Annotated in this window: 9 protein-coding genes; 5 read left to right on the top strand and 4 right to left on the bottom strand. The window is 72.8% G+C overall.

Features of this window, described 5'->3' with window-relative positions; translation table 11 throughout:
* The first annotated feature begins 64 nt into the window (after window positions 1-64).
* Together ACFYON_RS04950 and ACFYON_RS04945 are read left to right on the top strand one after the other, a co-directional pair.
* Complete coding sequence (locus ACFYON_RS04950; protein ID WP_354867995.1) at window positions 65-1117, top strand: hypothetical protein; 1053 nt, start codon at window positions 65-67, stop codon at window positions 1115-1117.
* A gap of 272 nt (window positions 1118-1389) precedes the next feature.
* On the top strand, window positions 1390-1941 hold the full coding sequence (locus ACFYON_RS04945) for a hypothetical protein (RefSeq protein WP_354867993.1): 552 nt from the start codon (window positions 1390-1392) through the stop codon (window positions 1939-1941).
* Window positions 1942-1971: 30 nt separating this feature from the next.
* Here the strand turns inward: ACFYON_RS04945 and ACFYON_RS04940 are convergent, their stop codons facing one another.
* From ACFYON_RS04940 to ACFYON_RS04925, 4 genes are all read right to left on the bottom strand, one after another.
* A complete protein-coding gene (locus ACFYON_RS04940) occupies window positions 1972-3543 on the bottom strand; it encodes an AAA family ATPase (RefSeq protein WP_354867990.1) in 1572 nt (523 codons plus the stop codon).
* A 15-nt stretch (window positions 3544-3558) separates the two neighbouring features.
* Entirely contained in the window at window positions 3559-4149 is a 591-nt protein-coding gene (locus tag ACFYON_RS04935) for a hypothetical protein (protein ID WP_354867987.1), read from the bottom strand.
* Window positions 4150-4293: 144 nt separating this feature from the next.
* A complete protein-coding gene (locus ACFYON_RS04930) occupies window positions 4294-6072 on the bottom strand; it encodes a hypothetical protein (protein WP_354867985.1) in 1779 nt (592 codons plus the stop codon).
* Complete coding sequence (locus tag ACFYON_RS04925; protein WP_354867983.1) at window positions 6069-6533, bottom strand: hypothetical protein; 465 nt, start codon at window positions 6531-6533, stop codon at window positions 6069-6071. The genes ACFYON_RS04930 and ACFYON_RS04925 overlap by 4 nt, the downstream gene beginning before the upstream one ends.
* A 400-nt stretch (window positions 6534-6933) precedes the next feature.
* Between ACFYON_RS04925 and ACFYON_RS04920 the strand changes: the two genes are divergently transcribed.
* From ACFYON_RS04920 to ACFYON_RS04910, 3 genes are read left to right on the top strand one after another with little or no spacing between them, the layout of a single operon-like run.
* The gene (locus ACFYON_RS04920; protein WP_354867981.1) at window positions 6934-7116 is read left to right on the top strand and encodes a hypothetical protein; all 183 of its coding nucleotides are present in this window, start codon (window positions 6934-6936) and stop codon (window positions 7114-7116) included.
* Entirely contained in the window at window positions 7113-9023 is a 1911-nt protein-coding gene (locus tag ACFYON_RS04915; RefSeq protein ID WP_354867978.1) for a caspase family protein, read from the top strand. Before ACFYON_RS04920 ends, ACFYON_RS04915 begins: the two co-directional genes overlap by 4 nt.
* A complete protein-coding gene (locus tag ACFYON_RS04910) occupies window positions 9020-12796 on the top strand; it encodes a CHAT domain-containing protein (RefSeq protein WP_354867976.1) in 3777 nt (1258 codons plus the stop codon). The genes ACFYON_RS04915 and ACFYON_RS04910 overlap by 4 nt, the downstream gene beginning before the upstream one ends.
* Window position 12797: the final 1 nt, after the last annotated feature.

Raw genomic sequence — 12797 nt, 5'->3', positions numbered from 1 at the left:
ACGCTGCGTGCAACTAGCTTCGGAGACGGCCAGATGACGACTCGGCGATCCGGCAAGGGGTGCCATGACCGATCACGAACCGGCCGCCGCGGGAGCGTGGGACCTGTCCTCGCTGCTGTCCACGCAGCCGGCTTCCTCGGCGGATCCCCCGGCAGCCGAGCCGCCGCCCCGGCCGACCGCACCTTCCGGCGCCGATCAGGCCGTCGACACTCCGGCCGCCGAGATCACTGAAGCACTCGCGCCCGCCGAATTCGTCACGCCCGCCGAATTTCTCACGCCCGCTGAGCCTCTCACGCCCGCGGAACCTCTCACGCCCGCGGAACCCGGCACGCCGACGGCGCCGGCGGACGCCGAAGGCACTCCGGCGTGGATCCGGGATGCCGCGGCGACGCCCGCACCGGGCGCCCAGCCGAGCCGGTTCGTCGACCAGCCGGACCAGCCGGTGTATCCGGCGGTCCCGAACCGGCGTGTGGTGCTGGTCGGCGGCGCCGTCGCCGCTGTGCTCCTGGCGGCGGTCGGCGGGATCACCGCCGTGACGATGGCGAACCAGGACGATCGACGGACGCAGCCTCCGGCCGCGGCACCGTTGCCGCCCGACGCCGGGTTCACCGAGTTTCCGGCCGCGACCACCACCGGCGACACGCCCTTGCCCGAGTCCACGCCTACCGAGCCGGACCCGGAGCCCTCGACCGACCCGGCGACCGGTCCGGAGGACGAAGCGCTGGAGCAACTGGAGCAGCTACGCCGGCAGGACGCCCTCGCGATGGTGTTCGACGGCCGGTTCGCCGCACAGCTCGCGTCGAAGAGTGTGGGCATCGTGGATCCGCTTCAGACCACCGCCGCCGGTTCGCACACCTTCACCGCGGCCGACATCCTGGCCGAGCACCTGGCGCTGCGGTCCGCCCCGAGCCGGGGCACGAGCGTGGTGCTCGTCCTCAGCACCGACTTCGGAAAGCGGCAGCTCTACCAGGGCAAGCCCCTGTGGGTCACGTTCGCGCTCGGTGACTTCCCCACCCGGGAGTCGGTCCAGCGCTGGTGCGCGAAACGGTTTCCCGACCTGACCGGGGAACGGTTGACCAACCAGTGCGCGGTGCGGAAGCTCGAGGCGCACCCGTGAGCGACGTTCCGCCGTGGGCGCGCGCTCGGAGGCGTACGGGCACGAAGCCGTCATCCCCGCCGCCACCGACGAGCAGGCGGCGTGTCGTCGGACCGGCCGGCGACGCGGACCCGGCGCACACGGGACCGCCACCATCCGATCGAGCCGGCTCCAGCAGGCGGCCACCCGGCCCGGCCGGAGCCGGCCCGCCGAGCGGTGAGCGCCCTTCCACCAGCGCACCACCAGTGGCCGCACCGCAACCACCGACGCCCACCACACCGGCGGGTCCGCTCGTGGGAGTCCTGCTGGGGCCGATCCAGCCGGACGTCGAGACCCGCCGGTTCCGCGGCGCCATCGTGCTCTCCTGCGCCGCCGTACCGACCATCGTGCTGACTGCGGTGCGTGCCGCCCTGGGCACCCTGGACGGCGGCGTCGCCGCCGCCGGGCTGCTCGTGCCGCTCGCGCTGGCCGCCGCCGGCCAGGTCGCGGCACGGCTCAGCCGCCGGTACGCGCGCGGCCGGCAGGACGGCGACGTCACGGTCCGCCGGTTCCGGATCCGGGTTCCCGACGGCGGAACCCATTGGTACGCGCTCGAAGGCGGCGTGCCCGACGAGGCCCTGCACGCCGGTGACATCGTCCGAGCCCGGCGGCGCCGGCGGGCGGACGTGGCAGTGGTACGCGAACTCGACGTCCTCGCCACGCTGGAGGGCCCGGTGATCCGGCACGTCCGGGGCCGGCCCGGCAGCGCGTATCTCGTGCGGGCGTGGATCGATCGCCTCTGCCTGGTCGTCGCGGCGCTGGCCGGCGGCGGCGCCCTCGTGCTGGCGGCCGGTCTGCTGGCATGAGTCCAGGCGCCCGCCGCACCGGGCCCGCGCTCAGTCGCCGAACACCACCACCCGCCGGCCCTGCGCCGGGCCGCCGGACGGGCCCGCGGCGGCGCCGGGCATCCGGCCCGCCGGCACCGCCCGTTCCCGGCCCCAGCCACGGATCTCCTCGATCTGTTCCGGGTTGGTACGGCTGAGCGGGAACGTGTTGGCGAACGTGTCGATGACGAATTCGCTGCGCAGGGCGGCCGCCCCACCGTTGAGCATGACCTCGGCGCCCACCTCGTGCAGGGCCGACTCGATGTCGCTGCCGGCGAACCCGTCGGACATGCCGACCAGCTTGTCGAGCAGTTCCGGTTGCGGCTCCTGCCCGACGTAACGCCGGTAGTACAAGGCGATGATCTCGCGACGGTCCTGGTCTTCCGGCAGGTCGACGAAGAACAGCTCGTCGAACCGTCCCTTACGCAACAGTTCCGGTGGCAGCGAGCGGACGTCGTTCGAGGTGGCGACCACGAACACGCGGTGCGCCGACTCCTGGAGCCAGAACAGGAACTGGCCGACCAGCCGGCGGCCCACACCGGTGCTGTCGTTCTGACCGGCGAGGCCCTTCTCGATCTCGTCGATCCAGAGCACGCAGGGCGCGACCCGGTCGGCCGTCTCCAGCGCCTCCCGCAACCGGCCCTCGGACTGGCCGACGTACTGGCCGAGGATCGCGGCGAAGTCCAGCCGGTACAGCGGCAGGCGCCACTCGCCGGCGATCGCCTTGGCCGACAGCGACTTGCCGCAGCCGGGGACGCCGACCAGCAGTACGCCGCGCGGCGGGCGCAACTCGCTGCCGCGCAGGTCGGCGACCATCAGCTTGTGCTTGCGGCGTAGCCATTCCCGCAGGCTGGTGAGCCCGCCGACCTGGCGGTCGGCTTCCCTGAGGCGTACCCGTTCCAGGCCGGCCAACGACCCGAAGTGCTTGTCCTTGAACTCGGCGAGGTGCTCGACGTCGGCGGTCTCGACGCTGCCGCGGGTCACCAGCGTGGCCATCACGTTGATCGCAGTGCCCTCCGGCACCCCGACCAGGAACTCGGCCGCGCGGCGGGCGTCCTGCTCGGTCCACGCGATCGGCACGATCCCGTGGTGGTCCCGCAGGAACTCGACGATCACCTCGTACATCTCGTCGGCGTCGGGCAGGTCCAGCGTGACGGACATGCCGAGCCGGCTCAGCCCGCTCCACATCGGGGTGTCCGAGATGACGACAAGGCTGCCGGAGTTGGCGTCGGCGAGCCGGGCGAGCTCGGCGACGTGCCGGGTCACCGAGTTGTCGCCGCTGAGGTCCTCCGGGTCGACGAAGATCACGGTGGCCTGAGCCCGGCTGGTGAACTGCTGCGCGGCGAACTCGAGCGCGCCGGTCAGTGACCGGTCCTCCAGGGCGGGAGTGTTGTGCCGCAGGTCGCGTACCCCGGTGGCACGGGTGTAGATCCAGAACGGGAGCGCGGACCGTTTCGGGTTGGTCGCCATCTGCCGGACCAGGCGCAGTGCGCGGGTCTGTTCGATGGTGCGCACCCCGATGATCGGCACCCGGGCGGCGATGTAGCTGTCCAGGTCATGCAGGGATTCGGCGTAGTTCGACACGATGCCTCGGCTTCGTCAAATGATCACCCGGCGCGCCGGCCGGTGCGTGGGGGCGATGTCCCAGCCACCCCCGAGGGCGGCCGGTGTGGTGGTGAGGGCGTTCTCGCGTACGGTGCGCAGCCGGGCCTCGACGGCGGACCGCGGCGTGCCGGTGCGTTCCAGCCGCACGATCTGGTCTTCGAGCGACGTCTGCAGGGACCGCACCTGGGCCTCGATCACGTCGACGAGCCGCTGGCGCAGCTCGCCGGGGAGTCCGGGGTGTCCGGCGACCGCCCGGATCGGCGCCAGCCGGGCCCGCGCGTCGTGCATGGCACGGGCCGCGGAGAACTCGTCCCGGGCCCCGCTCAGCTCCCGCGACAGCAGGTCGGCACCCGCTTGGAGGCGCTGCGAGAGGGCGTCGGTGAGCCGGAGGACGAACCGTTCCCAGTTGTCGCCGTGCAGATCGTCGTCGGCGATCGCGGGCAGGGCCGCCGGATCCGGGGTGGCGCCGGCGGCCCAGTTCTCCAGGAAGGCGGCCCACGCGGCGTAGTGGCCGCCGGTGGCGTACACGATCAGCTCCGCCGTGAGCGCTGGACCAGGATCTCGCCGGGCGGCAGGGGATCCCACGACGGCAGGCTCGTGACCACCCGGCGAACCCGGCTGGTGGAGCGAGGCTGCTGCGGCGCGGACTGGCGCGCCCACGGCACCGTGGCGTCACCAGTGCGCTGCCCCGGTACTGCCGATGCGGTCGGTTCGGGCTTTCCGGTCACCTCAGACTCCTCCGGTGGTGTCGGCTTCGCCGGCTACCCGGCGTTCGAAGGGGGACGCGGCGGCGCCCGACCGGGACAGGTCCTCGATGAGCGCGCGTACCGCCGGCTCCCTGCTGTCGGCAGTACGGAACGCGGTGGACCAGTCGATCACCTCCGCGCTCGCGGCACGCAGTTGCAGGATCGAGTCGTGCTTGGCCTTGGCGATGAACCGGGCCGCCTCCTGCTGCCGGGTCGCGGCCGTCTGCGATCGCACGTAGAGCACCAGGAACCAGGCCACCGCGACGGCCAGACCGAGCAGGATGCCGACGGTTTGCAGACAGAGCGTGAACACGACGAGCGCGGCGGCGCTGACGATCCCGGGAATGATCGACTGCTTCATCCAGTCGAACCCGAGACTGGCCAGGTACGGCTGGGAGGTGCGGTCCCAGTGTTGGGCGAGCGACTGCTCCAGCTCGGCGAGCGGCCGGGTGAACGAGCCGACCCAGCGGGGCAGCTGGAAGGCGCGTGCGCCTGGGTTGTGGGTGCTCTGGAAGACCGCCTCGACGTTGGTCGGCAGGCCCTGCCGGTAGCTCATGCTGAACTCGGCGTGCGCCGTGGCGAACCAGTCGTGGCAGAACGCCACCGCCATCCGCTGCGTCGATCGGGAGACGCCGATGCCGGCCGGGTTGAGCGCCGACTCGGACTGGATGGTCAGGTAGTCCAGCGTGCTCTCCAGCGCGGCGAGGTCGGCCGGCACGTCCTGATGCGCGGCGGCCAGGTCACCCTGGTGCCGGATGATCGCCTCGTTCAGCGCGTAGTCCCGGCGCAGCGGCAGTTCCTCGTCGTCGTACTCGTTCACCAGTTGGTCGAGGATGTCGTCGACGGCGTCCTCCAGCTGACCGGCCACCACGGGCTCCTCGGCCGCGAGCGCCGAGTACTTCGTGATCAGGTTCTGGTGCGCGCCGGCCCGGGCCAGCGCCTCGGCCATCGCCGGGAACTGCGGCGAGAGCGCGGCGAGGCGGGGGAACCGCTCCGGCGTGGGTGCGGCCACGTGCCGCTCGACCTCGGCACGCCACCGGTCCACCTGGGCCCGCCGCATCGCCTCGTCGTCGAGAAGCTGCGCCTGCCAGGCCTCCAGCCGCTCCTGCACCATCGCAAGGCCGGCCGGGCCGAACGCACCCTGCGCGACGCACTCCAGCACCACCGCGAAGTGCCGGCCCAGCCTGGTCGGATCCTGCGCGGCGAGGTACTGGCGCAGCCAGCGCACCGAACTCTCCCGTCGGCCCTGCCGACGCAGGACGAGCGCCATGAACAGCGAGGTGCGCCCGGGCGAGCGCCGGAACGCCTCCTGGATCGCCCGGTCGCACAGATCCGGCTCGTCACCGGCCCACGCGCCCATCGCGACCAGGACCGGGGCCAGCCAGTACCGCGGATTCTGGATCATGAGCTGCTCGCTGACCGAGCGCACGGTCTCCTCGGAGAGCAGGCCGACGTCGAAGCCCTGGAGCACACCGACCGCCGAGCGGCGGACCACCTTGTGGTGGCCGAACTGATATTCGAGCCGGCTCTCGATGGTGCCCTTGTTGGTCAGCGCGTTCTGGAGGTTGTCGGCCTTCCGCGCCTCCAGGACGAACCGCTGGAAGTCCGCGATGAGCCGGGCCAGCTCGTTGTGTGTCTCGTCGGCGCGCTGCCCCACGCTGGCCACCTGGCCGCTGACCAGGTCGATGCGGGTGTTGAGTTGCACCGTCAGGTTCTCGAGGCGGTTCAACTGGCGGGACAGGCCCAGGTCGTTCGTGCTCACGATCGTCCTTCCGATCCGCCGACGACGGAGCCGTCGGGCAGTACGGGATGCAGGGTGCCGCTGGCGTAGACCTCGATGTACGCGTACGCGCCGGTCCGGGCGAGCATCCGCGCCTGTGCGAACGGCTCCGGCATCACGTCGCCCGGGGCGTAGTGCTCGACGATGGAATGGAACAGGTCCAGCCGGTGGTCGACGTACGGCGGGCCCAGGTAGCAGGTGGCGACGAAGCCGAGCGGCACGTCGCCGAACTCGCGCTCGTACTCGTCACGCACCCACTTGGCCAGTTCGGCCCGCGCGCCGGCGTCGAGGTGACCGTCGAGGCGCCGGACCGCTTCGAAGAGGCCGGCATGCCGCCGCCTGCGCCTGTCACGGCTGGTGGCCTGTTGTTGACGACCGAGTCCGGTGACGTCGAGTTTCGCGTTCAACGGCGCCTCGACGCGTCGCCGGTGTGCGGATTCCATTATTCCTGGGACCTCGGATTCTTCCAATGCGGAACGTGTACGCCAGACTTCGTCGTATCGATACGGATCGCAAGGTCCATCGCGCCACCTTCGCTGATCCAGATGAATGGACCGCCCTCGCATGATCGGTGGGGACGTCCGGACGACCGGTCCGATTGACAGGACTACCGGTTCTCGACCCCACGTCGAACCTGCCACGTCCCTGCTGGTGGATCCCGGATTAATCCGGGATCCACCTACGACCACGGTCGATGATGGACGCCCCCGCCCGACCGGAGGGCGGCCACCGGATCCTTGTCGGCATTTCCCAGGCGTGGCAGACTTGCGCCGCCTCACCGATTCCCCGATCCCATTCCGGCGCGGTTCCGCGCGCCATTTCACCCCTGACCTGGAGTGGCCCGTGACCATCACCGGCACACAAAGGCATCCGGGCGCGCCGTCGCCTGCCGACGAATCGTTCATCGCATTCCCGCTCGTCTCGGCGGCGGCGCCGAACGCCTGTGAGGTGGCCGAGTCGGATGCCGGACAGAACCTGCCGGGCAGCGACCTCCGCGGGCGCGGCCGGTGGTGGGCGGCACGATGACCGTGTACGCGCTGATGGTGGGCGTGGACGCCTACCGGGCGGTCAGTCCGCTCCGGGGCTGCCGGGCCGATGTGACGGCCGCCCAGGACCTGCTGACAGCCCAGCTCAAGGACACACCGCCGGTGGTTCGCACGCTGCTCGACGGCGACGCCACCCGGGCGACGGTCATCGACGGCATCCGGACGCACCTCGGCCTCGCCGGGCCGGGCGACACAGCGCTCTTCTGGTTCGCCGGGCACGGTTCACAGGCACCCGCCCCACCCGGCCTGTGGTACCTCGAACCGACCGGCATGGTGCAGACCCTGATCTGCGCGGACAGCCGGGAGCACGGCGTACCCGACCTGTACGACAAGGAACTCGCCGTGCTGCTCGGCGAGGTGGCGGCCAGGGGCGCGCACACGGTGGCGGTGCTCGACTGCTGCTACGCCGGCGGCGCGGCCCGCAACGAGGTACCGGAGCAGGAGGCCCGCGCCCGGTACGTTCCCGCCCGCCACGACGTACCCGACATGGCGGCCCTGGTGGCTGCCGCGCCGCTCGCGGCCGACGCGGAGTACGTCGCCCTGGCCGCCTGCCGCTCGTTCGAGCTCGCCCAGGAGTTTCCGCTGGACGGCCTCACCCACGGTGTCTTCACCTGGGCGCTGCTGCGCGCCCTGGCGCGGCTCGGACTGCACGCCACCAGCCGGGACCTGCTGACCCGGGCCCGTTGTCTGGTCGAGGACGTGGTCCCGCGCCAGGTCCCGGAGCTCTTTCCACAGGTTCCCGGGCCCGGCGACCGGCCGTTCCTGGGGGGTCCCCTCGCCGCGGGCGGCGCCGGCGTGGTGATGCGCCACCTGCGCGGCGCCTGGGAGATCGACGCCGGCACCTGTCACGGCCTGCCCCCCGGCACCGGCGACGGGGTGCGTGTCGCCGTCGCGGGCGAGCCGGTACGCCGGGAGGCCCGGGTCGTCTCGGTACGCACCGAGCGCAGCCTGGTCGAGCCGGCCGGCTGGGAACCCGACGAGGAGAAGCAGTACCCGGTGGTGCTGGCGAGCATGCCCTTGCCGGCCACCACCGTCGCGGTCGACGGCGCCGAGCCGGTGGTCCGCGCGTTGACCGAGGCGATGGGACCGTCCCCACACGTACGGCTGGCCGTCGCCGAGGTGCCCGAGCTCCGGGTACGGGCCGAGCCCGACGGCCGGATCCGGATCCTCGGCACGGACACCACACCTGTCGCGCCGGAGATCGCCGGCGGCCCGGCCGCCCTCGGCCGCGTCGTCGAGACCCTGGAACACATCGCCCGCTGGCGGCAGGTCAAGGCACTCGACAACCCGCTCTCCGCGCTTGCGTCCCGGGTGCGGGTGGAGATCGTGGAGGCGTGGCCGGGCGAGCGCCGGGCGCCACTGGACCGCAGGCCGATCCGGCCCGGCCCGGACGGATCGGTACGGCTGAACTACCGCTGGTCGGGTCACGGCTGGACCCCGCCCACGGTCTTCATCCGGCTGCACAACCACGCCGACCGTCCGCTGCACTTCGTCCTGCTGGACCTCACCGACCGCTATCGGGTGTGGGCGGGTCTCTTCCCCGGTGGACGCGTCGAGCACGGCCGTGCGGCGGCGGCGCTGGAGGGCCGCCCGGTCCAGGTGGGTCTCCCGCCGGACATGACCCCGGCGCCGGGCCGGGAAGTGCGGGACTGGTTGAAGCTGTTCGTCGCCGAGGAGCACTTCAGCTCCCGTCCGTTCGAGCTGCCGCGGCTCGGTGATCCGGGGCTCTCGGCGCGGCGCGACGCGATCGGGCTTCGCGGCGTGCTCGACCGGCTGGGGCGGGCTGCGGTGCACCGCGACGCGAGCGCGGTTGCCGCCGACGACGTGTACGACTGGGCCACCGTCACGGTTCCGATCCGGACCGTCGTTCCGGAGGGCCGGCCGTGACCGCCGACTTGCCCGAGCCCTCGATCGACAATCAGATCGCCTGGCTCACCGAGGCGTTCGAACGGGCCGAGGGCACCGAAGACCCGGCCGACCTGACAGCCGTCATCGACCTGCTCACCCGCCTGCTGGCAGACCATCCGGACGACCCGGACACCGACGAGTGGAGATTCGAGCTCGGGCTGGCGTACGGCAGGCGCAGCCTGCTGACCGACGACGCCGCCGACAGCGAGCAGGCCCTCGCGGTGTGGGAGCCGCTGCGGGCGGAGACCGCGCCGGGCAGCCCGGAACGCGCGTTGGTCGCCGCGCATCTCGCCCAGGCCCACTGGGACCGCTGCCGTCTGCGCCCGGACAGCGGCCCGACGGAGTTCAGCCACGCCGCCGAGGCGGTCGACGAGCTGCTCCCGGACGTGGCCGGCACGGATTCGGCCGCCTTCGTCACGCTCCACTCGGGCATGCTCCACCTGCTCCTGGCGGAGCAACTCGGCGACACGGACCAGTTGTGCCTGGGCAACTCGATGCTCGCTGCCGCGCTGCCCGACGCCACACCTGAGACACCGGGTTACCCGCTGGCCGCGTGGATGTTCTGCTGCGCCGGCACCGAGCAGTTCCTGCTGGAGGGCGACCCGGCGATCCTGGACCGGCCGATTGCCGAGGGCCGCCGCGCGGCGGACCTCCTCCCGGCGGACTACGACCTGCTGGTCGATCTGGCGGAGGCCTACCGGCACCGGTGGGAGGCCCGCGACGACGCGGCCGATCTCGACGAGGCGATCGCGTGTCTGCGCCGTGCCCCCGACGATCAGCCGGCCGAGTTGGCGGCGGCGACCCGCGCGGTCTGTGCCGAGTTGCTGCGCCTACGCGCCGTCCGAGACGGCTCCGCGGCGGACGCGGACGCGGCGGTACGACTGCTCGAGGAGGCCGACGAGCTGGCCCCGGGCCAGTGGGGACAGGAACTGGCCGGTGTCCTCTTCGCCCGCTGGCAGATCAGCCAGGCGTCGTCCGACCTGGAAAGGGCCAGTTCCTGCATCGACCGGGTTCTGGCGGCCGGACCGGCGGCCCCGGACGTGCTGGCGCAGACCCACACGTTGCGGCTGGTCATCAGCGACGGTCAACTGGCCGACGAGTGGCGCCGCGAACCGGGCCGGGCGCCGGCAAGCGGTTCGCGGGCATGCCGTGAGGTGGAGGCGGCCCGGCAGGCATGGCCGATCGTCGACCGGCAGGCCCGGCCGCACCCGCGTGCCGCGTTCGCCATCGGCCTGGCCCTCGCCGAGATTCACATCTGCGCCTGGAACCCCGGCGCGCTGCCCCTCGACCGGGTCGTCGCCCTCCTGGACGCCACCGAGGGAACAGACGGCCTGTCGCCCGAGCTGGTGGACCTGCGCAACCTCGGCCGGAGCATCCTGTCCTACGCACGGGAAGCCCAGCATTCGGGCCGGTGGGACGAGAACGGGGAGGGGTTCCAGGCCGCCCGGAGCCTCGCGCGCCCGGACGCAGACCCCGAGATCCGGTCCCGGGCGCTGGGGATGCTTCACCTGATGCTGAACGGCGTGTTCACCCGTTCCGGTGACCTGCGTGCGCTGCGGACGGCCGGGGAGCAGGTCCGGTCCCACCGGACGCCCGCCGGTGAACCGGACCCGGAATCCGTCCTCCTCGCCCGGTTGCTGGAGCTGGGCGCCCCGGGCCGGGACCCGGAGGAGATGGCGGCGGACGCCGCGGAGTTCCGCGCCCTGCTGCGGGATCCGGAACTCCCCTACTGGGCCCGGCAGGCGATGCCTGTGGCCGAGGCCCTGGCCGGCACGTTCGCGGCGGCGAACGGTGAGCCGATCGAGCCGATCGAGACCGTCGCGGACGGGGACACCTGGAGACGGTCGGCTCAGATGCTGCGGCTCCTGCCGGCCGTCGTGTCGGCTCTCACCCGACGCGACGTAGCCGCCCTGCGCACGGCCGCCGACCAGCTCGGGAAGCTGATCGAGCTACTCCCACCGGAGCACATCGGTCAACTGGGAGCGGCGGTGTTCGCCGGTCGCGCCGAGCTCGGTGTCGCCGGCCTCGACGCGGGCGACACTGCCGCGGCCGAGCGCGGCGTGCGGCATCTGGCCCGGGCGGTCGACCTGCTCGGCGGCCCGGACGACCGCCTCTGGTCGGACACCCTGATGACTTACGCCGCCGCGCTGCGGACCGCGAACCTGCCCGGCGGCCCCCGCCACGCCGACTCCCGCGAAGCCGGCCTGAGCGCCCTCCGTGGCGACCTGGGGCAGGTGCTCGTGCAGTCCGGAACCGACGACGCCTTCACGGCCGCCCGCGACGCCGCGGGTCACGCGGTCACCGTCGCGACCTGGTGCCGTCAGGACACCGCCGACGACGACCTGATCGCCGCCCTGGACGCCGGCCGAGGGCTGGTCCTGCATGCCGCCATGTCGTCACGGCTCGTCGCCGACCAGCTCGCCGCCGCCGGCCGCGAGGATCTGGCCGTGCGGTGGCAGCGTTCGGCCGGCTACGGACACGACCGGCTCACCGGTACGCCGTTGAGCGCCGTCCCCTCGCTCGTCGAGGTGCCGGACGACCTGCGGGCGCAGGCACTCAGGACACTCCTCGACGAGGACCGGAGCGGGATCCTCCACCCGGCCCGGCCCGCCGAGATCCGGGCGGCCCTGGCCGCGGTCGGGGCCGACGCACTCGTCTACCTGGTGCCGACCACGCCGGACGCCTCGGGTGCGGCGGTGCTCGTACCCCGCGACGGCGATGTCGACGTCCTCGCCCTGCCCGACCTGCGGCTCGACGCGGCCGCCGGCTTCGGATGGCACACCGGCCGGTTCCGCGACGCCCAGCCGGCCGAGCCGCAGGCGGAAACGGCGTCGATCGACGAGATCTGCGCCTGGGCCTGGTCGTCGGCGATGGACCGGCTGGTCGCCCACGCGGAACGGTGGCGCAGCGGGGACCGACCGGCACGCCTCGTCCTGATTCCGCTCGGCCTGCTGGCCACCGTTCCCTGGCACGCCGCCTACCGCAGCGACGGGGCCGCCCGGCGCTACGCGATCGAGGACCTGGTCGTCTCGTACGCGGTCTCGGCCCGCATGTTCTGCACCAGCGCCCACTTCCCCATCCGGCCGGTACGCTCCGCGCTGGTCGTCGGCGACCCGACAGGCGAACTCGGCTTCGCCGCCGCCGAGGCACGAGCCGTCCACGCTGCCTTCTACCCGGACGGCACCCACCTCGGCGGCGACGTCCCCGGTGACCCCGAGGGCACCGCCACACCGGCCCGGGTGCTCTCCTGGGTGTCGTCGGCCGCGCCCGGCCCGTCGCTGCTGCATCTCGCCTGCCACGGCCGGGTGGATCCGCAGCGGCCCGCGGACGGGCATCTGGTGCTGGCCGGTGGCGTCCTGCCGGCCCGCCGGCTGCTCGACGAGTCCCGCGTCGCCGAGCTGTCGATCGAGCGGGTGTTCCTGGCCGCCTGCACCACCGGCGTCACGCGCACCCAGCACGACGAGGCGTTCAGCCTGTCCACGGCCTTCCTGGCGGCCGGCGCGCGTACCGTCTTCGGGTCGCTGTGGGCGGTGCCGGACGCCGAGACCTCGCTGCTGATGTTCATGGTCCACCACTTCCTCAACGCCGAGGGCTGCGACCCGGTCGACGCGTTGCACCAGGCTCAGCGGTGGATGCTCGACCCAGATCGCCGGGCGCCCTCGGGCATGCCGGCGGACCTGAGCCGGCAGGCCACCGGCGGCTCCGTGGCGAGGCCGGAGTCCTGGGCCGCCTTCACCCACTCGGGACGGTGAG

Source organism: Micromonospora sp. NPDC005686 (assembly GCF_042871665.1).
Taxonomy (GTDB): Bacteria; Actinomycetota; Actinomycetes; order Mycobacteriales; family Micromonosporaceae; genus Micromonospora.
The sequence above is the reverse complement of the archived record's forward strand: the minus strand, read 5'-3'. Positions and strand labels throughout refer to the sequence as shown.